Origin of the sequence: Streptomyces longispororuber (assembly GCF_014656095.1) — a bacterium.
Lineage (GTDB): Bacteria > Actinomycetota > Actinomycetes > Streptomycetales > Streptomycetaceae > Streptomyces > Streptomyces longispororuber.
The window spans coordinates 18,302-40,725 of the sequence record NZ_BNBT01000026.1 but is presented as its reverse complement, the minus strand read 5'-3'; the positions used below and the strand labels follow the sequence as shown (position 1 = coordinate 40,725).

Genomic DNA, 22,424 nt, shown 5'->3' with positions numbered 1-22,424 from the left:
CGCTCCGCTCCGGCCTGCACACGAGCCTGGTACGCGCCCTTGCGCGGGCCACCTGAGTACGCGTGCTCACACCGAGGTGGTCACCGCGCCCATCCGCCACGCCACCGCCCCTTCCTAGGGTGCTCGTATGCCCGAAGAGACCACGCCCAGCCCTGCACCCGCCCCTGACGCGCCCGAGCCCGGGGCCCCCTCCGGCTCCTTCGGCGCGGGATGTGGCGGCGTCATACTCGTCGGGGTGCTCCTCGTGGCCGGCACGCTCGCATGGAATTCCTGGGCGGCGACGGACTTTCCCCGCGTGGCGCCCGCGGAGATGGCGGACCGTGCCGTCCAGCGTTCCCAGGAGGCCTACACCGTCATGGGCTTCAAGCGCACCATAGAGCCCGGGGTCAGGGACGCCGGCGTCAGCACGCAGAACACGCTCAGCTCCAACTTCTGCTACGACAACGGCCTGTTGGGGATCGAGGACAAGATCGTCGACGGCGCCTACTCGATGAGTCACACGTGGGCACTGGACCACGTCCCGGCGAGCCAGGCGGTCCCCGGCCTCCGCCGCCTGCACCGGTACCTCGGGGGCGAGGGCTGGCGGGTCACGTCCTACCGCGAGGGCGAGCGGGGCGGGTCCTGGGACCTGTTGGTCCAGCGGCACGACGGCGAGGAGCGGATGTCCTTCTCCTGGTACCCGGACCGCGAGTACTTCACCGGCGGCACCTCCGTGCCCTGCGCCTACGACCCCAAGTGGAAGGACGGCCACAGCGGCCCCGCCGGGGACGACGAGAGCCCACCCGCCCTCGGCCCCGCACAGCGAGACTGAGAACCCCCACCTCCCTGGCGCCGACCGCACCACACGATGCTGGGCGACGACCCGGCTCAGCGAGCGCCTGCCGGGACCGGGACCGCGTGCCACTGCGGCCGCCACCGCGCCGGTTCATCGCAGGAGCTGCCCTCCGACGAGCGCAGTCGGCCGTGGCGCACCGAGGATCAGCTCACGCGGCAGTGCCAGTTCGAAGCGCTGCTCGAGTACCGCGAGAGAGGCACGGTGCGCCGTGTCCCTCTCGGTTTCCTCCGGGATTCCGGCGGCGACGATGTCAGCGCGGACGAGGTCGGCGCCGGGGCCGGTGACCTCCTGCGACCAGGTGTGCATTTACATGTCGAAGCCGCACACATAGCGGTCGTCGTGGAAGTAGGCGAACTGGGGTGGCGGGACCTTCGGGTTCTGCTGAACTCACTGCGTGTCTCCGTTCTCCGGTGTGGCGCGCCCTGCGGTCGGTCGTGTGATCGGCCCTGAGCCGCACGTGCTGGGTGCGTCAGTATCGTGCTACCGGTGTCGCCCCCGATCGTCGGCTTCCGGGCGTTGCATCCCTGGCCGGCCCCGGCGGCCCGGCCGCCCTCTCCCTGCTCCTCCGGACCTGGAGGACCGCGAGGCTCCTCCGGATCTGGGAGACCGTGAGCTCGTCGGCGGGACCGGCGCTTCGCCGTAGGGGCCAGTGCCCTCGCATCGACGACGGCTCGGTTACCGCCGCCGCGTGCTTCGTGCGGGTTCTCCTCTCCTGAGGTCTTGACAACTCGATTGGTCTGGACCAACTTTGCGCGGAGCGGCGGTGGCCACCGTCGTCGCTTGTGTGCTCCACCTCTTCCCCCCAGGAGGCACCCCGTGAGCCGTGTACGTCAGGACAGACCCGGCGTCCGCCGGAGGATCAGCGCGGCAATGGCCGTCGGCGCGGCCGCCGCGCTCGCCGTCACCGCGCTCGCCGCGCCCGCGCAGTCGGCGGACACCGGCGCGGCCGGCGCCAAGGCCGCGAGCACCAAGGCCGCCGGTGCCGTGGCGGCGGACGTCAACGTCGCCAAGAACGCCGGGTTCGAGGCGGACCTGAGCAACTGGACCTGCGCCGCGAACAGCGGAGCCGCCGTCACGTCCCCCGTGCACGGCGGCGCGAAGGCGCTCAAGGCCACCCCGTCCGGCCAGGGCACCGCCGAGTGTTCGCAGATCGTCGCGGTGAAGCCGAACTCGACGTACAAGCTCAGCAGTTGGGTCCAGGGCAGCTACGCCTACCTCGGCGCCCGCGGCACCGGCACCACCGACGTGTCGACCTGGACGCCGGGCACCTCCTCCTGGCAGCAGCTCTCCACCAGCTTCACCACCGGCGCGAACACCACCTCGGTCACCGTGTACACCCACGGCTGGTACGGGCAGAGCGCGTACTACGTGGACGACGTGAGCGTCTTCGGGCCCGACGGGGGCGGCGGCCCCGACCCGGTCGAGATACCGCCCGTCCCGGCCGGGCTCGCGGCGGGCACGACGACGCCCACGTCGGTGGAGCTGTCCTGGACGCCGTCGTCCACGGCGACGGGGTACACCGTCTACCGCGACGGCACGAAGGTCGCCTCGGCCGGCGGGGCCTCGGCGACCGTCACCGGGCTCACGCCGGAGACCACGTACAGCTTCCAGGTGAGCGCCTCGAACGCGGCGGGCGAGTCGGCGAAGTCGGCCCCGGTGTCCGTACGGACCCCCAAGGGCGACGGCGGCGGTGACGGCACCGTGCCCCGGCACGCGCTGACCGGCTACTGGCAGAACTTCGACAACGGCGCGACCGTGCAGAAGCTGCGGGACGTGTCCTCGCAGTACGACATCATCGCCGTGTCGTTCGCCGACGCCACCAACACGCCGGGCCAGATCACCTTCAACCTGGACCCGGCCGTCGGCTACGCCTCCACCGCCGACTTCAAGGCGGACATCGCCGCGAAGAAGGCCGCGGGCAAGTCCGTGATCCTCTCGGTCGGCGGCGAGAAGGGCACCATCTCCGTCAACAGCGACGCCTCCGCGACCGCGTTCGCCAACAGCGCCTACGCGCTGATGCAGGAGTACGGGTTCAACGGCGTCGACATCGACCTGGAGAACGGGATCAACCCCACCTACATGACGAAGGCGCTGCGCCAGCTCTCCGCTAAGGCCGGCCCGAAGCTGGTGCTCACGATGGCGCCGCAGACCATCGACATGCAGTCCACGTCCGGGGGGTACTTCCAGACGGCGCTGAACGTGAAGGACATCCTCACGGTCGTCAACATGCAGTACTACAACAGCGGTTCGATGCTCGGCTGCGACGGCAAGGTCTACAGCCAGGGCAGCGTGGACTTCCTGACCGCGCTCGCCTGCATCCAACTGGAGGGCGGCCTCGACCCCTCGCAGGTCGGGATCGGCGTCCCGGCGTCGACGCGCGGCGCGGGCAGCGGCTACGTGGCCCCGTCGGTCGTGAACAACGCCCTCGACTGCCTGACCCGCGGCACCGGCTGCGGCTCCTTCAAGCCGTCGAAGACGTACCCGTCGCTGCGCGGCGCCATGACGTGGTCGACGAACTGGGACGCGACGGCGGGCCACGTGTGGTCGAACGCCGTCGGCCCGAAGGTGCACAGCCTTCCGTAGCGGAGGAAGTGAACGAAGCCCCGGAGGGGCCGACGGGCCGGGTCTCGGTCCGTCGGCCCCTCCGGGCGCATGCGGGCCGGGCCGCCCCCGGACCCTAGGGCGAGGGCCGCCCGGCCCGGGCGGGTGTCAGTGCTCGCGTACCCGCACCACCCTCAGGCCCGGCGCCTCGCGGATGTCCTTCTCGCAGAACCGCCAGGTCACCCAGCGCTCGGCGGAGAACAGGCGCGTCTGGTCCGCGTGGTGCGGCGAGCCCGGGTCCGACGACTGGGAGTACGTGAGGAGGGTGCGGGCCCGCGGACAGGGGGAGGCGTCCCAGCCGACGGCCTGGATGTGGCTGGAGCCGTGTCTGACCTCGGTGTAGCCGCCGGCCCGCGGCTGCCACGTGGCCTCGATCATGTTCCACACGCCGAGCGTGTTCGGGCCGCCGTGCACGGGCAGCCGCTCGCCCCCACGTACCAGGAACTGGTGGTCACCGAGGCGGGCGTCCAACGGGATGCCCGCCGCGCGCAGCTCCGCCACGGCGTCCGCGAGCGCGGTGGCGAAGCCCGGCGCGCCGGTGTCGAGCGTTCGCGGTGTGCGGACCGGGTCGGCGGCGCTGAACGGCACCTTCCACCGCTGCGCGCCCGGCACCCTCGCGGTGAACGCGCGCCAGAACCGGTCGAAGAGCAGCGCGCCCCGCGAGACCGTGTCCATCGTGCGGTCCCATGCCTCGATCACGCCGCAGGCCTCGCGCACGTCGACCGGCCGGCCGTCGCTGCCCGGCGCCGAGCCCCCGGGCAGCGCCGCGCAGGCCCGCGCGACGTCGGCCGCGGCCAGGTGCCCCGCGGGCACCCGGTTCGCGAACTGCTGCCGCTGGAGGTCCGCCACCGTCAGCCCGCCCCTGCGCGCCATCGCGGACACGTCCTCGACGGCCCCGCGGGTACGCAGCGAGCGCTCCGTGCCGACGGTCCCGAAGATCCGCTCGTACCCGGTCAGCGGCCGGTCGGCGTTGGCCAGCCACGGGCTGTCGTTGGAGTTCTCCGCGTACGGCGCGTCCGTGAGCGTGGGCATCCGCGACGGGCCGAAGACACCGGGCTGGAGGGCGTCCTTGTCCCTGCCGAGCGCGCACGCGCGCCGCGCGCCGTCGAGGACGGCCACCCCGGACGCCGGGTACGTCTGCTTGCCCAACGGCGTGGAACAGCGCGCCGCGAGGCCGTCGGTGACACGCGGCAGGACCTGCGACTGGGTGTACAGCGTGCGCCCGTCGCGGTCGGCGGCGACCGTGTTGACCCACGGCAGGCCCTGCCGCTCCCGCAGCACGCGCCGCACGTCCCGGACGGAACGGGCCGCGCCGAGGCGCAGGCCGACGTCACCGGCGCGCAACTGCGCCGCGTTGGGGTCGTTCAGGGCGTACGCCGTACGCGCCGTCCAGTCCAGCGCGAGCTGCGAGCCGAGCGAGGTGACGACCGGGCCGTAGCGGGTCCACCACTGGGTGCGGGTCACCGGGGCGCCGCCCCGCACCGGCACGGTCACCGTGCGCCGCGTCATCCGCTCCCGCTCGCCGTCGACGAGGTACGCGGTCGGGTCGGCGGGGTCGAGCGTCAGCTCGTGCAGGGTGAAGGGGACGCCGGTGGACACGGTGTGGCTCCACGCCACGTGCCGGGTGAAGCCCACGTTGACGACGGGGGTGCCGAGCAGCGCGGCGCCCGAGACGTTCAGCTCGCCCGGGATGGTCTGCTGCGCCTGCCAGAAGCGGCGGCTGCCGTGCCAGGGGTAGTGCGGGTTGCCGAGCAGCAGACCGCGGCCGGACGCGGTGGTCCGCCCGCTGAACGCCACCGCGTTCGAGCCCATGTCGGCGCCGTCCGCCCCGGCGGCGAGCAGCCGATGCGCCGCCTGGGCGGCCCGCCGCGGGTCGGGCGCGCGGCGCGTGTCCGCGACGGCCGGGGGACGGGCCGCGGTGATGCCGTCCGAGAAGCGGCCCTGCCCGCCGAGGACCGACACCGCGTAGGCGAGGCGGGCCGCGTCCAGCGCGGACACCGGCCGCACCCAGTCGGCCCGCGCGCAGGCCGGATCGGTGACCCGGTGCTGCCGCAGCCACGCGTTGTACCCCGCGGCGTAGCCCCGCGTCAGCTCCTTGAGGGCGCGGCTCGGACCGCGCGGCGCGGGCTGCCGCATGAGCTTCTCCACGGTGCCCGCCTGCCGTACGCCCCGGAAGTACAGGTCGCTGGAGAGGTTCGTGGCCGCCGACGACAGCTCGCCACCCGGGTCGCCGTCAGGACCGAAGTGGCGCGAGCGCTCCCCGCGGACGGTGACGAAGCCCCGCGCGAGCACGCACACCTGGTCGGCGGCCTGCGCCCAGCCGGTGCCGAAGCCGAGGTTCGCGTGGTCCTCGGCGAGGATGTGCGGGACGCCGTACTCGGTGTAGCGGATCGTGGCCGAAAGACCACCACCGGAGGGCCGCTCGGCCCGGTCCGGCGCGGCCGCCGCGATGGCCGGAAGCAGTGCCGACACCGTGAGGAACGCCGTGCCGACCGCCACGGCGGATCTGGTACGCAAGCGCATCGTGCCTCCCAACTGGCGTGAGGGAAGGGGCGGTTGGAGCGTACAAGTGGCAGGCGGACGTGTCTGGAGGGGTGCGTGGGGGAGTGGCCGGAAGGCGAGGGTGGCGAGGGCGGTGCGCGGGAGGTGGCACCGACGCGGACGGCGCGGGCGGTGCGGACGTCCGGAACAGGCAAAGAAGGGTGTCCCGTACGGGACAGACAGGACAGGCGTCGCGGGATTGACTTCCCGCCAACCACCCGATGAACGAGCCGAGGGAGTCCGTGCCATGCCTGAGCAGCCGAAGAACGAGTTCTGGAAGAACCTCAAGCCGATCGAGAACTCGTTCAAGCCGGACGCGCTGCCGGAGGTCTACCTCTCCGACGCCGCCACCGACGACGACCGCTACTACGCGCCCTTCACCGACACCGTCAGCTCCCGCCCGCTGTGGATCAACGTGAAGGACAACACCTGGTCCGACATCCTGCGGGCCAAGGAGGCGGGCCTGGTCAACCGCCACTACCACCCGCACGAGGTGTTCGCGTACACCATCTCCGGCAAGTGGGGCTACCTGGAGCGGCCCTGGACGGCCGGTGCCGGTGACTTCGTGTACGAGGCCCCGGGCGAGGGCCACACCCTGGTCGCGTACGAGAGCGAGGAGCCGATGAAGGCGCTGTTCATCGTCAAGGGCCCGCTCATCTGGCTGGACGAGGACGGCGAGCCCACCGGCTTCTTCGACGTGCACGACTACATCGAGATGTGCCGCCGCCACTACGACGAGGTCGGCATCGGCGCCGACTACGTCAACTCCCTGTTCCGCTGACCGGCAGCGTCCGGAACCCGAGTCCCGAACCCGACATGAGGTCGCCATGACCAGAACACCTTCCCGGTCCGGCGCCGCGGCGCCGGACCCGGTGGCGGCACCCGGGGACGCCGAGGCCCGCCGCTACGAGCACCGTCTGCTGCTCGTCCTCTTCGCGGCCTTCGGCTTCGTCTTCTTCGACCGCCAGGCGCTGACCTTCCTCGCCCCGTTCATCTCCGACGACTTCCACCTCTCGCACACGGCCCTGGGCGTCCTGTCCGGCGTGCTGGCGCTCACGTGGGCGCTGTCGGGCCTCGTCTGCGGCAGGCTGGCGGACCGGTACGGCCGCCGCCCGGTCCTGATCGCCGCCGTCGTGCTGTTCTCCTGCTTCTCCGCCGCGGGCGGCCTGATGACCGGCTTCGCCGGTCTGCTGATCGCCAGGGCCCTGATGGGCCTGGCGGAGGGCGCGGTCCTCCCGCTGGCGCAGTCGCTGATGGTGGAGGCCTCGCGGGAGCACCGGCGGGGCCTGAACATGGGCCTGCTCCAGGGCTCGTCGGCGGGGCTGCTCGGCGGCGTCGTCGCCCCGCTGGTCGTGGTCTGGATCGCCGAGCACCACGACTGGCGGACGGCGTTCCTGGTGACCATCGTCCCCGGGCTGCTGATCGCCGTGTGGATCGCGCGCTCGGTGCGCGAGCGCCCGCCCGTACCGGTGCTCCCCGGCGTGCCGGACGCCACCGCGCGGGAGGAGGCCGCACCCCCGCTGCGCGAGGTGCTGCGGGAGGTGCTCGCGCACCGCAACATCGTGCTGTGCGTCCTGGCGGCCTGCTTCTACCTGACCTGGTTCACGGTCATCATCACCTTCACGCCCACCTACCTGGAGGACGAGAAGGGCTTCTCCTCCGGCACGATGAGCCACGTCATGACCTGCTTCGGCGTGGCCTGGGTGCTGTGGGGCTTCCTGACCCCGGCGGTGTCCGACCGGATCGGCCGGCGGAGCGCGCTCATCGCCTTCACCGTCGTGGCGGCGCTGTGCCCGCTGGCCGTGGTGTACGTCGACGACCCGGTGCTGCTCGGCGGCGTCGTGGTGCTCAGCTACACCGGCCTGGGCTGCTTCACGCTGATCATGGCGACCATTCCCGCCGAGACCGTGCCGCGCCGGACGCTGACCGTCGCCCTCGGCCTGGTCATGGGCGTCGGTGAGCTGGCGGGCGGGTTCATCGGCCCCCTGGTCGCCGGTCTCGCCTCGGACGTCTGGGGTCTGGACGCGGCGATGTTCATCTCCTCCGGCGGCGCCGTCGCCGTGGTGCTGCTCGCCCTCGGGCTGCGGGAGACCGCTCCCGCGGTGCTGCGCCGCAGGGGCGCCGCCGACGCCGGGCCCGCACACGACGCCACACCGGTTCCCACCTCGGGGGGTGCGCTGTGAAGGCCGCGGTCTGGTACGGAGCGCGCGACGTACGCGTCACCGAGCGGGAGGTGCGGCCCCCGGGCCCGGACGAGGTGCTGCTGTCGGTGGCGTACTGCGGGATCTGCGGCAGCGACCTGCACGAGTACGCCGACGGCCCGCACTCGGTGCCGGTCGGCGAGGCCCACCCGGCCTCGGGCGCCCGCGCCCCCCTCGTCCTCGGGCACGAGTTCTGCGGCACGGTCACCGCCGTGGGATCAGCCGTGCGGGGCCTCGCGGCGGGTGACCGCGTCGCGGTCGAACCGCACTACCGCTGCGGCGCCTGCCCGCGCTGCCGGGCGGGCGAGTACAACATCTGCCGCCACTTCGGCTTCGCCGGCCTCATGGGCCACGGCGGGCTCGCCGAGTACGCCACGGTGCCCGCGTACATGGCGCACCGGCTGCCCGACGAGGTGCCGCTGGAGCAGGCGGCCCTCTTCGAACCGGCCTCGGTCGCGCTGCACGCGCTGCGGCGCGGCGGGGCCGCCGACAGCGTGGCCGTCGTGGGCCTGGGCCCGGTCGGACTCCTCACCGTGCTGCTCGCCGCGCGGCGGGGAGTCCGGCGGATCGTCGCCGCCGACGTCAACCCGGCCCGGCTCGCCCTCGCCGCGCGCCTCGGCGCGACCGAGGTGGTGGACGCCCGGGACGCCCGGGACGGGGACGCGGGGCTGCGGGTGCGGGCCGCCTGCGGCGGTGAGGGCGCCGACGTGGCCTTCGAGGTGGTCGGCTCCCAGGCGGCCCTGGACACCTGCCTGGCGGCGACCCGCAGGGGCGGGCGGACGGTCCTTGTGGGCCTCGGGCGCCGCCTCAGCTTCGACTCCGCCGCGCTGGTGGACAACGAGCACTCGATCGTGGCGAGCGTCGGCTACCGGGACACCTACCCGGAGCTGATCCGGCTCGTCGGGACGGAGGGCCTGGACCTCCGCCCCGTGGTGACGTCCGTCATCGCCCTCGACGACGTGGTGGGCGAGGGGTTCTCGGCGCTGCTGAACGGGGGCGGCGATCAGATCAAGATCCTGGTGTCGCCCTCGGCCCCCGCCCAGGCCTCGTATCCGGCGTCGGATCCGGCCTCGCAGGAGCACACCCCGACGGCCCCGGCGCACGCCGGACGGGAAGGAGACAGCCGATGACCACCGGCGCACCGACCGGGCCCGTACCGCCCGCCACGGGCACCGCCCCCGCCGCCCCGCCGTTCCCCGGCCCCGACGCCTTCGCGGGCCGTACCGCGCTGGTCACCGGCGGCACCTCGGGCATCGGGGCCGCCACCGCCGAACTCCTCGCGGAGCTGGGCGCGCGGGTGTACGCCCTGGGCCTGCCGCCCGCGCCCGGCGGTGAACCGCCCCGGCACGCGCGGGTGCGCGTCGTCGAACAGGACGTGACCGACCGGGAGGGGCTGGCCCGCCGCATCGCGGAGACCGGCACCCTGGACCACTTGGTGGTCTGCGCGGGCATGAGCGCGGACCGCGCCGAGTACGAGCCCGCGACCTGGGACCGCGTGCTCGCGGTCAACCTGGGCGCGGCGATGACGGCGTGCGAGGCGGCCCGGCCGCTGCTGGCCCGCCGGGGCGGCTCCGTCGGCTCCATCGTCACCGTGTCGTCCATGTTCGCCCTTTTCGGCAGCCGGGACCGGCCCGCCTACAGCGCGAGCAAGGGCGGCGTCTCCCAGCTCACCCGGTCCCTGGCGGCCGAGTACGCGTCCGACGGCATCCGGGTGAACGCGGTGGCGCCGGGCTTCGTCGTCACCCCGCTGGCACGCGGCGTGCTCGACGACCCGGCGGCGGCCGGTGCCGTGCTCGCCCGCGTCCCGATGGGGCGCCTGGGGCTGCCCCGGGAGGTCGCCTCGGTCATCGCGTTCCTGTGCGGCCCGGCGGCGGCGTACGTCAACGGAGCGGTGATCCCCGTCGACGGCGGCTACTCGGCGGTCTGAGCCCCGCCCCCGGCCGGCCCGGGCCGTCGGACGGGTCCGCCGTCGGGCCGTGACCGCAGCCGCGTCGCCGAGTACCCTTCGCGGACGGGCACGGCGCGCGCGGGAACACCGGCCGGGCCCGCTCCCGGCGCAACCGCTCCGGCGGGGCCCGCCCGGTGCCTTCGGCCCGGCGGCGCCGGCTGCGAAGGCGCACTCCCCGGGGCGCGCAGGACACTGGCTCACGGCACGGCAGCAAGGAGGCCGAGTTGACCGGACACCCCGCCACCGTGTTCTCCCGGGTGTCGACGCGGTCGGTCGACCAGGCGGACCGCGTGGACCTGTGGGAGGACTACAACCGGCAGGCCCTGGTCGGCCTGACCTGCTCCCCGTACTCCGACGACGGGCTGCTCGCCACCCAGGCCAACGTCAGCCTCGGCAGCCTGCGCCTGGCCGACATCGCCGGGAACGAGCACGTCATCGAGCGCAACGCGCGGTTGTGCCGGGAGACGCCCAAGGACTCCGTCTTCGCGACCCTGCTGGTCTCGGGGCAGGCGGTGTTCTTCCACAGCGGCGGCTGCCTCAGCCTCGGCGCGGGCGACCTGGTGCTGTACGACACCCGCCGCTCCTACCTGCTCGGCTTCCCCACCACCATGCGCCAGCTCCTGGTGGACATCCCCCGGGAGGTCTTCGCCGAGCGCTGCCTGTCCGCCGAGCTTCCGGTGCCGCTGGTCTTCGGGCGGCGGTCGTCGGCCGACGCCCCGGCGGTGCGGGCCCTGGAGTCCGTGCTGTCCGGCTGGTTCGCCCAGCGGGAGCCCGGCGACGTGGCGGGCACCGAGGGCACCGTGCTCGGCCTGGTGCGCTCGCTCGCGGCGTCCCAGGTGGGGGGCGGGCGGCCCGGGGACGACCAGGGCACCCGGCTGCTGCTCGCCAAGGAGTACATCGACCAGCACCTGTCCGACCCCCGGCTGTGCGCGGAGCACGTCGCCGACGCGGTGGGCGTCTCCACCCGGCAGTTGAGCCGCGTCTTCCGGCAGGCCGGGCTCAGCCCCTCCCGCCACATCCTGGAAAGCCGCCTGACACGGGCCCACGAGCAGCTCACCGACCCCGGCTCGGCGCGGCTGACGGTGGCGGACATCGCCCATGTGTGGGGCTTCGCCAGCCAGTCGCACTTCACCCGCGTCTTCCGCGAGCGGTACGGGCGGACCCCGGGCGAGCTGCGCCCGGCCCCGCCCGGCCGCCCGGACTGACCACGGCGACGGCGCCGGGGCGGCCGATGGCCGGCGGCCGGTGGCCGCTCCAGGCCCAAGGCACAACAAAAGGCGCCTGACACGGCCTTCTCCCTGTCAGGCGCCATCCCACGGCTTCCGCGCGGCGGTCACCGCACAATGATGGTGGTGTGCGGCACGGCGGCCGCCGTCACCGGCCGGTGTCGTCCTCCGCCAGCACGCGCTGGGCCACGGCGAACGCGGAGTTGGCTGCCGGGACACCGCAGTAGACCGCCGTCTGCAGCAGTGCCGCGCCGATCTCGTCGTCCGAGAGGCCGTTGCGCCGCGCCGCCCGGATGTGCAGGGCGAGTTCCTCGTACTGGCCCTGCGCCACGAGGGCCGTCATGGTGATCAGGCTGCGTTCGCGGCGGGAGAGCGTACCGTCGGCCCAGATCTCCCCCCAGGCGTAGCGGGAGATGAAGTCCTGGAACGGAGCGGTGAAGCCGCTCTGCCGCTCCTGCGCACGGTCGACGTGCGCGTCCCCGAGCACCTGGCGGCGCACCGCCGTCCCGCGCTTCGGGGCCCCCGAGAAGTGGGAGCGGAGCGCGGCGAGGACGGCTTCGGGCCGCTCGCACGGTGCGAGGTGGGAGGCGTCCGGAATCTCCGTGAGCGCGGCACCGGGTACCGCGTCGGCGATCTCCCGCAGGTGCGCGGGCGGCGTCGCGGGGTCCTCGCGCCCCGCGAGGAGCACGGTGGGAGCGGTGATCGAGGAGAGCCCGTCCCGGATGTCGAACGCGGCGAGCGCGTCGCAGCACGCCGCGTAGGCGGCAGGGTCGGCCGCGCGGTGGTCGGCCACGAGGCCGGGCACGGTGAAACCGGGCGTGAACCATCTGGACGGCGCGCTGTCGGCGAGCGCGGCCAGGCCCTCGCGGCGTACGCGGGCGGCCCGCTCCTCCCACGGGGCGGAGCCGCCGAAGTGCGCGGACGAGCAGATGACGGCGAGGCTCTCCACACGTTCCGGGTGGTGCACGGCGAGGTGCAGGCCGACGGCCCCGCCGAGCGAGACGCCGGCGTAGGCGAACCGGTGGATGCCGAGCGAGTCGGCGAGCGCGAGCACCAGGCCGGCCAGCTCGCCGACGGTCGCGCCCGGACCGATGAGGTCGGCGGGGGAGTGGCCGTGGCCGGGGAGGTCCCAGCGTACGACCCGGTGCGTGACGGACAGTTCGGGCGCGACGGCGTCCCACAGGGCGGTGGAGGTGCCGAGCGACGGGCCGAGGAGCAGGGGAGGGGCGGTGGACGGGCCTTCCGCGCGGTGGTGGAGCAGCCCGCGGTCCGGGGTGGTGCTCGGTGTGCTGGTCAAGGTCGCTCCAGGGCACGGTCGGTGAGGATTCCGGCGGCGCCGGTGTAGCGCGTCGGGTCGGTGAGGTCGTCGATGTCGAGGGCCAGGCCGTCCAGTTCGGGCTGTGCGGCGAGGAGCTCGGCGAGCGTCCTGCCCTCGGTCCGGGCGCGGGCGGCGAGATCCGTGAGGAGCGCCTTGGCCCGGGCCCGGCCCAGGGCCGGGGCGAGGGCGGCGGCCAGCCGCTCGGAGACGATCAGCCCGGCCGTCAGGTGCAGATGCCCGCGCATGGCGTCCGGGTGGACTTGCAAACCCTCGGCCAGCTCGGCGCCGTCCCGGGCGGCCCCGCCGACCAGCCGCAGCAGGTCGCGCAGGGGCTCCCACTCCGCGTGCCAGGCTCCGGCGGGGCGTTCGTCCTCCGCGACCATCGAGGCGTACAGGGTGGCGGCGAGGCCCGGGGCGCGGCGGGCGGCCGCGGCGATGAGCGTGGCGCGCACCGGGTTCCTCTTGTGGGGCATGGCCGAGGAGTCTCCGCCGGTGCCCTCCGACAGCTCGGCGATCTCGGTGCGGGACAGGGTGAGGACGTCGGCCGCCGTCTTGCCGAGGGCCCCCGCGGCGAACGCGAGGGCGCCCGCCAGGTCCGCGACGGGCGCCCGGAGGGTGTGCCAGGGCAGGTCCGGCGGAGCGAGACCGGTCTCACGGGCGTAGGCGGCGGTGAGCCGTAGCGGGGTGTCCGGGTCGCCCGCGTCGCCGTCACGGCCGAAGGCCGCCAGGGTGCCGGCGGCGCCACCGAGCTGGACGGGGAGCCCGGCGCGTACTCCGCGCAGCCGGTCCCGTGCGTCGAGGACCAGCGAGCGCCAGCCGGCCGCCTTGAGGCCGAAGGTCGTCGGTACCGCGTGCTGGGTCAGGGTGCGGCCGGGCATCACCGTGTCCCGGTGGGCTGCGGCGAGGCGGGACAGCGCCCGCTCGGTGCGCCGCAGGTCTGCGAGGACGAGGTCCACGGTGCGGGCCGCGACCAGCATGGTGGCGGTGTCCAGGATGTCCTGGCTGGTCGCCCCGCGGTGCACGTACGGGCCGAACTCGTCGGGGACCGCTGCCGTCAGGTCCGCCACCAACGGGATGACGGGGTTGCCGCCGCCTCGGGCGCGGTGGGCGAGGTCACCGGCGTCGAAGCGGGCCGAGGCGGTCGCGGCCGTGACCGCCCGGGCGGCCTCGGCCGGGGCGTGGCCGAGGCTCGCCTGGGCGCGGGTGAGGGCCGCCTCGGCGTCGAGCAGCGCCCGCAGGAACGCGGTGTCGGACGTCGCGGCCTCGGCGGGGGAGCCCGCCCGCCCGGGGGCGAGGAGGCCGTGGTCGATGGTGGCGTTGCCGCCGCTGTAGGTGTCGGTGTCAATGCCGGTGCCGGTGCCGGTGCCGGTCCCGGTCTCGGTCTCGGTCTCGGGGGATGTCACGTGAACTCCAGGAACACTGTCTCGCCCTCACCCTGAAGGCGGATGTCGAAACGGTAGGAGCGGTTCTCACCGGGCCGCGCGAGCAGCGTGGCCCGGCGCTCCCGCTCCACCGAGTCGAGCAGCGGGTCGGCGCCGTCCGCGAGGTAGGCGCGGGTGAAGAGGTGGTGCAGCAGGCCGCGCGCGAAGACGCAGACGCTGATGTACGGCGGTCCGGCGTTCCCGGGCTGAAGGGTGTGGAGGGCGTAGTGGCCGTCGGCGTCCGTGGCGACCCGGCCGAAGCCGGTGAAGTCGGTGCCGTTGCGGCCGAGGTGGCCGCCGGTCACCGGGTCGCGGCGGAGCGACCCGGGTGCGCCGGTGAGGGAGCCGTCCGGGGCCGCCTGCCAGAACTCCAGGAGGGCGTCGGGCACCGGGTCGCCGTGGCCGTCGAGGACGTAGCCGTGCAGCACGATCGTGTCGGGGTGGCCTTTCGGCGCTATCTGCTCGCCCTCGGGGAAGGGGAGCGCGTACCCGTAGAAGGGGCCGACGGTGTGGGACGGTGTGGGCAGGAACGTTTCCGCCATGTCACTCAGCGCCCTTCTTCGATCCAGGTGGCGGCGGGACCGTCGAGGACGATGTCCCACTCGTAGCCGAGGGAGAACTCGGGCCGCGACAGCTCGTGGCGGTAGGTGGCGACCAGGCGTTCGCGGGCGGCCCGGTCGGTGACCGAGCGCAGGATCGGGTCGTGGGGGAACAGCGGGTCGTTCGGGAAGTACATCTGCGTCACGAGCCGTTGGGTGAACGCGGTGCCGAAGACGGAGAAGTGGATGTGGGCGGGGCGCCAGGCGTTGGTGTGGTTGCGCCACGGGTAGGCGCCCGGCTTGATCGTGGTGAACGTGTACCGGCCCTCGTCGTCCGTCAGCGTGCGTCCGGCACCGGTGAAGTGGGGGTCGAGCGGCGCCGGGTGCTGGTCGCGCAGGTGCGCGTAGCGGCCGGAGGCGTTGGCCTGCCAGAGCTCGATGAGCTGCCCGCGCACCGGGCGCCCGGCGCGGTCGAGCAGCCGCCCCGACACGGTGATGCGCTCGCCGAGCGGCTCACCGCCGTGCTGGACGGTGAGGTCGTTGTCGGTCTCCGTGACGTCGGTCGGGCCGAACACCGGACCGGACAGCTCGACCGTCTCGGGGTCGCCGCCGGTCACGGGGACGAGCGGCCGCTTGGGGTGGCGAAGCAGCGAGCTGCGGTAGGGCGCGTAGTCGCGCCGCGGGTGGTGGCGCGCGGGCGCGCCCGCCGCCAGCGCCTCGTCGTAGGCGTGCTGGAGTTCGTCCATCGCGGTGTCGATGTCCGACTGGGCATGAGTCATGAGGTGTCCCGGAATTCCTGGTACGTGCGTACGCGAGTCCATGAGGTGCCGGTGCGCGGGCGGTGCGCGGGGGAGCGGACGGTCCGCGCCCGGCGCGGGTGCTCAGCGTTCGAGGACGAGGGCGAGTCCTTGGCCGACGCCGACGCAGAGGGTGGCGACGCCGGTGCCGGAGCCGCTGCGGGCGAGCTGGTGGGCCACGGTGCCGGCCAGGCGGGCGCCGGAGGCCCCCAGCGGGTGGCCGAGGGCGATGGCGCCGCCGTACGGGTTGAGGATCGCCGGGTCGAACTCGGGCCATTCGGCGACACAGCCCAGGACCTGGGCGGCGAACGCCTCGTTCAGCTCCAGCGTCGTCAGGTTGCCGAAGGACCGGCCCGCCCTGGCGAGGGCGCGGTGGACGGCTTCGACGGGACCGAGGCCGAAGTGGTGCGGGTCGACCGCGGCCACGCCGGTGGCCGCGATGCGGGCCAGCGGTTCGCGCCCGGTGGCCCGCAGCCCCTCTTCGTCGACGAGGAGCAGTGCCGCGGCGCCGTCGTTGAGCGGGGACGCGTTACCCGGCGTGACGGTGCCCCCGTCCGTGCGGAAGGACGGCTTCAGCGTGGCCATCGCCTCCAGGGAGGCGTTCTCCCGTACGCACTCGTCGCGGTCGAGGAGGACCGGGTCGCCCTTGCGCCGCGGGACCGGCACCGGCACCACCTCGGCGTCGAAAAGACCGCCGTGCCACGCGGCGGACGCCTTGCGGTGGGACGCCAGGGCCAGGGCGTCCTGTTGCTCGCGGGTGATGCCGTGCTTGTCGGCGATCAGTTCGGCCGACTCGCCGAGCGGTACGGTCCACTGCGGCTCCATCCGCGGATTGACCATGCGCCAGCCCAGGGTGGTCGAGTACAGCTCGGTGTGGCCCGCGGGGAACGCCCGGTCGCTCTTGGGCAGGACGTAGGGCGCGCGGGTCATCGACTCGACCCCGCCGGCCAGCACGACGGAGGCGTCGCCGACCGCGACGGCCCGCGCCGCCTGGATGACCGCTTCGAGGCCGGAGGCGCACAGCCGGTTGACGGTGACCCCCGGCACGGAGGTCGGCAGTCCCGCGAGCAGGCCGGCCATCCGGCCGACGTTGCGGTTCTCCTCGCCCGCTCCGTTGGCGTTGCCGAAGTAGACGTCGCCTATGCGGGCGGGGTCCAGGTCCGGTGTCCGGGCGAGGAGTTCGCGGATGGCATGGGCGGCCAGGTCGTCGGGGCGTACGCCCGCGAGGCCGCCGCCGTACTTGCCGATCGGGGTCCGGAGGGCGTCCAGGACGTAGACGTCGCGCAGGCTCATGACGGTGTCTCCGAAGCGGGAGGGATACGGATGTCCGCGGCCGTCTGCCGCACGACGTCCCCGGCGGTCACGCCCGGGGCGGTCTCGACCAGTTCGAGGCCGTCGCCGGTGACGTCGAGGACGCCGAGGTCGGTGACGATCCGGTTGACGCAGGCCCTGCCGGTCAGGGGCAGGGAGCACTCCTGAACGATCTTCGCGGAGCCGTCCTTGGCCGTGTGGTTCATGACCACGACGACCGTCCGGGCACCGTGCACCAGGTCCATGGCCCCGCCGATCCCGGTGATCATCTTCCCGGGGACGGCCCAGTTGGCGAGGTCGCCCCGCGCGGACACCTGCATGGCACCGAGCACGGCCACGTCGATGTGCCCGCCGCGGATCATCCCGAAGGAGAGGGAGGAGTCGAAGGAGGAGGCGCCGGGCACCACCGTGACCGTCTCCTTGCCGGCGTTGATCAGGTCCGGGTCGACCTCGTCCTCGCCGGGGTAGGGCCCCACGCCGAGGATGCCGTTCTCCGAGTGGAGCACGACTTCGACGTCGTCCGGGAGGTGGTTGGGGATCAGCGTCGGCAGCCCGATGCCGAGGTTCACGTACTGTCCGTCCGCCAGCTCACGCGCCGCGCGCGCCGCCATCTGCTCGCGTGTCCAGGCCATCAGGCGCCCACCGTCCCGGTCCCGCGCGCCGACGGCGCGGAGACCGTGCGCCGCTCGATGCCCTTGGCCGCCGCCTGCTCGGGGGTGAGCGCGACGACGCGCTGGACGAAGACGCCGGGCAGGTGCACCTGGTCGGGGTCGATCCCGCCGGGCTCCACCAACTCCTCCACCTCGGCCACCGTCACTCTCCCGGCCATCGCGGCCAGCGGGTTGAAGTTCCGGCTCGACTTGTTGAACACCAGGTTCCCGTGCCGGTCGCCCTTGGCCGCGCGCACCAGCGCGAAGTCGGTGCGGATGCCGTGCTCCAGGACGTACTCGGTACCGTCGAAGACGCGTACTTCCTTGGGCGGTGACGCCACCGCGACGCCCCCCTGGCCGTCGTACCGCCAGGGGAGCCCGCCGTCGGCTACCTGGGTGCCGACCCCCGCCGGGGTGTAGAAGGCCGGGATGCCGAGCCCCCCGGCCCGCAGCCTCTCGGCCAGCGTGCCCTGCGGAATCATCTCCACCTCCAGTTCGCCGCCGAGGTACTGGCGGGCGAACTCCTTGTTCGCACCGATGTAGGACCCGGTCACCCGCGCGATGCGGCCCGCGGAGAGCAGGACCGCGAGCCCGGAGTCCAGCGCGCCGCAGTTGTTGGACACCACGCCGAGATCCTTCACGCCCAGGTCGTACAGGGCCTCGATCAGTACGTTGGGTACACCGCTCAGGCCGAAGCCGCCCACCGCGAGTGTCGCCCCGTCCCGGGCATCGGCCACCGCCTCAGCGGCGGTGGCGACCACTTTGTCCATACCAGAGCCTCCGCTCTCCTGGGGGCTTCCCGAGGGCTTCCCGAGGGTTCGAGCCCCGAGTTACTCAGTGCACTGACTATTGTGTCGGGCCCCGCCATGCTGGCATCAGGCGTACCGGCCGTCAATAGATCGCGTGTACCAGCAGGTCAATCAGCAGATCGACGCCTTGCCGAAAGGCGAAGCGGCAAGGCGGCCGGACGGTACCCTCAGTGCACCAACAGAAGCGAAGAGGAGGGACGCCATGTCCGCGGTCGACCTGACCACCCACCCTGGGCACCTGGCCCGGCGACTGCAGCAGGCGCACCACCTGCTGTGGACGACGATGGTCTCCGAGGAGATCACCTCCCCCCAGTTCGGCGTGCTCAACGCGCTCACGGCCGAGCCCGGCCTCGATCAGAGGACGGTCGGCGAGCGGGTGGGGCTCGACCGCTCGACCATCGCCGAGGTCGTCAGCCGGCTCAGCCGCCGGGGGCTGCTCGACAAGGTCAGGGACCCCGGCGACGGCCGCCGGTTCCTGCTGCGGCTCACCGACGAGGGCGCCCGGACGCATCGCAAGCTCACGGTGCGCACGGCCCGGATGAACCAGGTCTTCCTCGCGCCGCTGTCCGCCGAGGAACAAGCACTCTTCCTGGCCTTGATCCGTCGCGTCTCGGACGCGGCGGAGGGGCTGCGGGCTCCGGAGGAGCCCGCGTCCACGGGGCCGTCGTGACCGCCGCCGCTCCGGTGCCTAGCCCATGACGAGCGGCGCGTACGCGAAGGCCGTCGCCAGCTCGGCCTCGATGCGGGAAGCGGTGTCCCGCAGGGCCGGGAGCACGCGCTCAAGGGTCTCCTGGGGCGTGCTCCGGCCGGCGTGCACCGCGACGTTCAGGGCGGCGACCGCACGCCCGTCCCGGTCGTGCAGCGGTACGGCCAGGGACCGCAGCCCCTCCTGCAGCTCCTGGTCGACCAGGGCGTAGCCGTCCCTGGCCGCCGCGCCGACCGCGGCGGTGAGGGCGCGCGGTGAGGTGAGGGTGCACGGGGTGAGGGGCCGCCGCTCGGTCCGGGCGATGCGGGCGGCCAGCTCGGCGGGTGGCAGCGCCGCGAGCAGGACGCGTCCCATGGAGGTCAGGTGGGCGGGCAGGCGGGTGCCCGATGTGATGTCCATGCGCAGGATGCGGGAGGTCGCGGCCCGGGCCAGATAGCGGATGTCGTCCTCGTCGAGGACGGCGACCGAGGCGGACTCGCCCAGCAGCGCGGCCAGTTCGGCCAGGTGCGGGCGGCTGATGTCGGTGAGGGTGAGGGAGGAGAGCCGGGCGTAGCCGAGGTCCAGGACACGGGGCAGCAGGTGGTACGTCGGCCCCTGGCTGTCCGCGTACCCGAGGTGTCGCAGGGTGAGCAGGGCGCGTCGTGCGGTGGCCCGGGACAGCCCGGTCGCCGCGGCGGCCGCGCTGATGGTCAGTCCGCCACCGGCGCCACGGAAGGCGGACAGCACGGCGAGGCCGCGCGCGAGCGACTCCAGGAACTCCATGCCCAGTTCGTCCTTGGACGCGCTCAGGTCCTGGGCGGTGGGCGTGGGGCGGCCGGCGGGCCGCGGCGCCTGGTGGAGCGCGGCCTCCATCCGGCCGACGGCCGCCCGAAGCCGGGGCATGACGTGTCCGGGGAAGTCGGCGGCGGAGTGCCGACTGGTGTGCGTGAGCACGCTGACCGCGGCCAGGACGCGGCCGGCCGGGTCCCGGACGGGGGCGGCGAGGGCCAGCAGGCCGGGCTCGACCCACTCCTCGTCCAGCGCCCAGCCGGCCCGGCGGGCCGCGGCCGCGCGGGAGCGGAGGAGGCGTTCCGACTCGTCCTCCGTCAGGGCCTCGGCGCGGTCGCGGGGAGGTACCGCGGGGAAGCCCGCGTCCAGGGGGTCCGCACGCCGCCGGGCACGCCAGGCCTGGAACTCCGCTTCCTCCCACCCGCCGGCCAGGACCACCCCGGCGGCGCTGCGCTCGGCCGGCAGCAGGTCGCCGATGTGGAAGGCCAGGTACATCGCGCGGCGCCGGACGGCCTGCGCGATCAGCCGGGCGCCGTCGCGGTCCGGAACGGCCAGGGACACGGATGCGTCGAGTCCGTCGGCCAGGTCCACGACGTACGGCTCCAGGGCGTCGACGAGGCCGCAGGAGGCGAGGTACGCGTTGCCGAGCTCCATCACACGCGGGGCCAGGAGCACGTCCCGCCCCTCCGCGCGGACGTAACCGAGCCGCAGCAGCGTGGCGATGATCCGGTCGACGGGGGAGCGGAGCAGGCCGGTGGCGGCGGTGAGATCGCTGCGCCGCATCCGCGAAGTGGGGTTCGCCGCCATGGCGCGGAGGACGGCGAGGCCGCGCTCCAGAGGGCCGACGGCCTCTCCCGACATGCCTGACCTCCTTCGCTCCATGTCCTGATCACCGCGTGTGTGGAAGATACCCGGCCGCCCATTGACGGTCGCGACCGCGGTGCCGCACACTCGGCTCAACCCGCCAGCGAAAGAAGTTTCGTTGAGCGAACACATGGGACGAGGTGCCCGGGCACGGACGGCCTCACCCCCTCACCTCGCACCGCGCATCCCTCACCCCCTGTCCAGCGGACCCGGCACGGCGTCCGACAGAACCGTTCAGGAGTTTCCCCATGACCTCCCTCACCCGTGGGCTGATCATCGGAGGCCGGGAGATCCCCGCCTCCTCCGGCCGCACCACCCCCGACACCAACCCCTGGACCGGCACCCCGTACGCGCACGTCGCCGCGGGCACCCCTGAGGACGTCACCCGCGCGGTCGACGCCGCCGACGCGGCCGCCGCTGACTGGGCGGCCCTGGCCCCCACCCGTCGGCGTGCGATCTTCCTGCGCGCCGCCGAACTCCTCGAAGCCCGCACGCCCGAGGCCGTCGCGCTGATGGCCGCCGAGGTCGGCGGCGCCGCCCCCTGGGCCGGTTTCAACGCCGCGCTCGCCGCCGGGATCCTGCGCGAGGCCGCCGCCGCGATCACCCAGCCCACCGGGCAGCTCCTCGCCACCGACACCCCCGGCGCGTACTCGATGCTCGTACGGGTGCCGGTCGGCGTCGTCGCGGCGATCGCGCCCTGGAACGCCCCGCTGATCCTCGGCATCCGCGCCGTGGCCATGCCGCTGGTCATGGGCAACACCGTCGTGCTCAAGCCCAGCGAGGACGCCCCGCTGGCCTGCGGCCTCTTCCTCGCCGACGTCCTGCACGAAGCAGGGCTGCCCGCGGGCGTCCTCAACGTCGTCACCAACGACCTCGCCGACGCCCCCCAGGTCGTCGCCACCCTGATCGCCGATCCCCGCGTCCGGCTCGTCAACTTCACCGGCTCCACCGCCGTCGGCCGCCGCGTCGGTGTGCTGGCGGCCGAGCACCTCAAGCCCGCCGTCCTCGAACTCGGCGGCAAGAACGCCCTGGTGGTGCTCGCCGACGCCGATGTGGACCACGCGGTGAACGCCGCCGCCTTCGGCTCCTTCATGAACTCCGGCCAGATCTGCATGTCCGCCGACCGCGTCATCGTCCCTCGCGACCGCGCCGAGGAGTTCACCCGCAAGCTCGCCGCGAAGGTCGAGTCCCTGCCCTACGGCGACCCGTCCGATCCGGCCACCGTCGTCGGCCCGGTCGTCAGCGCCCGTGCCGCCCGGCGCATCGCCGCGCTGATCCAGGACGCCACCGGCAAGGGCGCACGGCTCCTGGCCGGCACCGGCCAGGTCGAGGGCGACGCCGGGACGCTCCTGGCCCCCGTGGTCCTGACCGGTGTCACCAAGGACATGGACATCTACTACGGGGAGATCTTCGGCCCGGCGACCGTCGTGCACGTCGTCGACTCGGTCGACGAGGCCGTCGACCTGGCCAACGACACCCCCTACGGCCTGACCGCCGGTGTGATCACCGAGGACTTCGCCGCCGGCATCGCGGTGGCCCGCCGACTGCGCACCGGCATCGTCCACGTCAACGACCAGACCGTCGCCGACGAGCCGCAGGCCCCCTTCGGCGGCGTCAAGGACTCCGGCTACGGCCGGTTCGGCGGCCAGGCGGGCGTCGACGCCTTCACCGACACCCGCTGGGTCACCGTCCAGGCACACGGCCACGCCCACTACCCGTTCTGAGCGGCGTCGTCTCCCTCGGCCGGGCCGAAAGCGCCCCGCCGCCGCGTCCGTTGCGCGCGTCCGCCGGCAGGCACCGCACCCGCGCCTGCCCGACGCCCCTTCCCGCCAGTGCCATGCGGGCGCCTCGGGGCGGGCCCCCTCGACGACGCCCCGGCGGCACGGCCC

General features: G+C 73.9%; 19 protein-coding genes. 9 read left to right on the top strand and 10 right to left on the bottom strand.

The genetic code is table 11. The features are described from left to right. The first annotated feature begins 127 nt into the window (after positions 1-127). Positions 128-811, top strand: coding sequence for a hypothetical protein (locus tag IE330_RS11705; protein ID WP_229925573.1), 684 nt, complete (start codon positions 128-130; stop codon positions 809-811). A 114-nt stretch (positions 812-925) separates the two neighbouring features. Here IE330_RS11705 and IE330_RS11700 read toward each other — a convergent pair whose 3' ends face one another. Continuing rightward, a complete protein-coding gene (locus IE330_RS11700) occupies positions 926-1,141 on the bottom strand; it encodes a hypothetical protein (RefSeq protein WP_229925572.1) in 216 nt (71 codons plus the stop codon). 564 nt (positions 1,142-1,705) lie between these two features. On the opposite strand from IE330_RS11700, the gene IE330_RS11695 reads away from it, so the two are divergent. Then, a complete protein-coding gene (locus IE330_RS11695) occupies positions 1,706-3,418 on the top strand; it encodes a chitinase (RefSeq protein WP_190135861.1) in 1,713 nt (570 codons plus the stop codon). 126 nt (positions 3,419-3,544) lie between these two features. On the opposite strand, the gene IE330_RS11690 is transcribed toward IE330_RS11695, so the two are convergent. Beyond that, positions 3,545-5,959, bottom strand: a complete 2,415-nt coding sequence (locus IE330_RS11690) for a penicillin acylase family protein (RefSeq protein WP_190135860.1) — start codon at positions 5,957-5,959, stop codon at positions 3,545-3,547. Between the two features lie 265 nt (positions 5,960-6,224). Between IE330_RS11690 and IE330_RS11685 the strand changes: the two genes are divergently transcribed. From IE330_RS11685 to IE330_RS11665, 5 genes are all read left to right on the top strand, one after another. Continuing rightward, positions 6,225-6,758, top strand: a complete 534-nt coding sequence (locus IE330_RS11685; protein WP_190135859.1) for a 2,4'-dihydroxyacetophenone dioxygenase family protein — start codon at positions 6,225-6,227, stop codon at positions 6,756-6,758. Between the two features lie 46 nt (positions 6,759-6,804). Further along, complete coding sequence (locus IE330_RS11680) at positions 6,805-8,160, top strand: MFS transporter (protein WP_190135858.1); 1,356 nt, start codon at positions 6,805-6,807, stop codon at positions 8,158-8,160. Then, positions 8,157-9,308 (top strand): 2,3-butanediol dehydrogenase, encoded by a 1,152-nt coding sequence (locus IE330_RS11675; RefSeq protein ID WP_190135857.1) that lies wholly within the window; start codon positions 8,157-8,159, stop codon positions 9,306-9,308. Before IE330_RS11680 ends, IE330_RS11675 begins: the two co-directional genes overlap by 4 nt. Further along, entirely contained in the window at positions 9,305-10,105 is an 801-nt protein-coding gene (locus IE330_RS11670; protein WP_190135856.1) for an SDR family NAD(P)-dependent oxidoreductase, read from the top strand. Before IE330_RS11675 ends, IE330_RS11670 begins: the two co-directional genes overlap by 4 nt. A gap of 245 nt (positions 10,106-10,350) precedes the next feature. Continuing rightward, complete coding sequence (locus IE330_RS11665; RefSeq protein WP_190135855.1) at positions 10,351-11,331, top strand: helix-turn-helix domain-containing protein; 981 nt, start codon at positions 10,351-10,353, stop codon at positions 11,329-11,331. A gap of 169 nt (positions 11,332-11,500) precedes the next feature. Here the strand turns inward: IE330_RS11665 and pcaDC are convergent, their stop codons facing one another. From pcaDC to IE330_RS11630, 7 genes are all read right to left on the bottom strand, one after another. After that, complete coding sequence (gene pcaDC / locus IE330_RS11660) at positions 11,501-12,649, bottom strand: bifunctional 3-oxoadipate enol-lactonase/4-carboxymuconolactone decarboxylase PcaDC (protein ID WP_229925571.1); 1,149 nt, start codon at positions 12,647-12,649, stop codon at positions 11,501-11,503. Further along, a complete protein-coding gene (gene pcaB / locus IE330_RS11655) occupies positions 12,646-14,016 on the bottom strand; it encodes a 3-carboxy-cis,cis-muconate cycloisomerase (protein WP_190135886.1) in 1,371 nt (456 codons plus the stop codon). Before pcaB ends, pcaDC begins: the two co-directional genes overlap by 4 nt. A 53-nt stretch (positions 14,017-14,069) precedes the next feature. Next, positions 14,070-14,633, bottom strand: a complete 564-nt coding sequence (pcaG, locus tag IE330_RS11650; RefSeq protein ID WP_190135854.1) for a protocatechuate 3,4-dioxygenase subunit alpha — start codon at positions 14,631-14,633, stop codon at positions 14,070-14,072. A 5-nt stretch (positions 14,634-14,638) separates the two neighbouring features. Then, positions 14,639-15,409 (bottom strand): protocatechuate 3,4-dioxygenase subunit beta, encoded by a 771-nt coding sequence (gene pcaH, locus IE330_RS11645; RefSeq protein ID WP_190135853.1) that lies wholly within the window; start codon positions 15,407-15,409, stop codon positions 14,639-14,641. A 102-nt stretch (positions 15,410-15,511) separates the two neighbouring features. Then, positions 15,512-16,714 (bottom strand): thiolase family protein, encoded by a 1,203-nt coding sequence (locus IE330_RS11640; RefSeq protein WP_190135885.1) that lies wholly within the window; start codon positions 16,712-16,714, stop codon positions 15,512-15,514. A gap of 2 nt (positions 16,715-16,716) precedes the next feature. After that, a complete protein-coding gene (locus IE330_RS11635) occupies positions 16,717-17,370 on the bottom strand; it encodes a CoA transferase subunit B (RefSeq protein WP_190135852.1) in 654 nt (217 codons plus the stop codon). Continuing rightward, entirely contained in the window at positions 17,370-18,158 is a 789-nt protein-coding gene (locus tag IE330_RS11630; protein ID WP_190135851.1) for a CoA transferase subunit A, read from the bottom strand. Before IE330_RS11630 ends, IE330_RS11635 begins: the two co-directional genes overlap by 1 nt. 241 nt (positions 18,159-18,399) lie before the next feature. Between IE330_RS11630 and IE330_RS11625 the strand changes: the two genes are divergently transcribed. Beyond that, positions 18,400-18,867 (top strand): MarR family winged helix-turn-helix transcriptional regulator, encoded by a 468-nt coding sequence (locus IE330_RS11625; protein WP_190135850.1) that lies wholly within the window; start codon positions 18,400-18,402, stop codon positions 18,865-18,867. A gap of 18 nt (positions 18,868-18,885) precedes the next feature. Here the strand turns inward: IE330_RS11625 and IE330_RS11620 are convergent, their stop codons facing one another. Then, positions 18,886-20,532, bottom strand: coding sequence for an IclR family transcriptional regulator domain-containing protein (locus IE330_RS11620; RefSeq protein WP_190135849.1), 1,647 nt, complete (start codon positions 20,530-20,532; stop codon positions 18,886-18,888). 251 nt (positions 20,533-20,783) lie between these two features. On the opposite strand from IE330_RS11620, the gene IE330_RS11615 reads away from it, so the two are divergent. Then, positions 20,784-22,259: an aldehyde dehydrogenase family protein gene (locus IE330_RS11615; protein WP_190135848.1), complete on the top strand. Its 1,476-nt coding sequence runs from the start codon at positions 20,784-20,786 to the stop codon at positions 22,257-22,259. Positions 22,260-22,424: the final 165 nt, after the last annotated feature.

Excerpts from the sequence above, each read along its gene's own strand:
- IE330_RS11705 (WP_229925573.1), top strand. The coding sequence starts at position 128 with ATGCCCGAAGAGACCACGCCCAGCCCTGCACCCGCCCCTGACGCGCCC.
- IE330_RS11700 (WP_229925572.1), bottom strand. The coding sequence starts at position 1,141 with ATGCACACCTGGTCGCAGGAGGTCACCGGCCCCGGCGCCGACCTCGTC.
- IE330_RS11695 (WP_190135861.1), top strand. The coding sequence starts at position 1,706 with ATGGCCGTCGGCGCGGCCGCCGCGCTCGCCGTCACCGCGCTCGCCGCG.
- IE330_RS11690 (WP_190135860.1), bottom strand. The coding sequence starts at position 5,959 with ATGCGCTTGCGTACCAGATCCGCCGTGGCGGTCGGCACGGCGTTCCTC.
- IE330_RS11685 (WP_190135859.1), top strand. The coding sequence starts at position 6,225 with ATGCCTGAGCAGCCGAAGAACGAGTTCTGGAAGAACCTCAAGCCGATC.
- IE330_RS11680 (WP_190135858.1), top strand. The coding sequence starts at position 6,805 with ATGACCAGAACACCTTCCCGGTCCGGCGCCGCGGCGCCGGACCCGGTG.
- IE330_RS11670 (WP_190135856.1), top strand. The coding sequence starts at position 9,305 with ATGACCACCGGCGCACCGACCGGGCCCGTACCGCCCGCCACGGGCACC.
- pcaG (WP_190135854.1), bottom strand. The coding sequence starts at position 14,633 with ATGGCGGAAACGTTCCTGCCCACACCGTCCCACACCGTCGGCCCCTTC.
- pcaH (WP_190135853.1), bottom strand. The coding sequence starts at position 15,409 with ATGACTCATGCCCAGTCGGACATCGACACCGCGATGGACGAACTCCAG.
- IE330_RS11635 (WP_190135852.1), bottom strand. The coding sequence starts at position 17,370 with ATGGCCTGGACACGCGAGCAGATGGCGGCGCGCGCGGCGCGTGAGCTG.
- IE330_RS11630 (WP_190135851.1), bottom strand. The coding sequence starts at position 18,158 with ATGGACAAAGTGGTCGCCACCGCCGCTGAGGCGGTGGCCGATGCCCGG.
- IE330_RS11625 (WP_190135850.1), top strand. The coding sequence starts at position 18,400 with ATGTCCGCGGTCGACCTGACCACCCACCCTGGGCACCTGGCCCGGCGA.
- IE330_RS11620 (WP_190135849.1), bottom strand. The coding sequence starts at position 20,532 with ATGTCGGGAGAGGCCGTCGGCCCTCTGGAGCGCGGCCTCGCCGTCCTC.
- IE330_RS11615 (WP_190135848.1), top strand. The coding sequence starts at position 20,784 with ATGACCTCCCTCACCCGTGGGCTGATCATCGGAGGCCGGGAGATCCCC.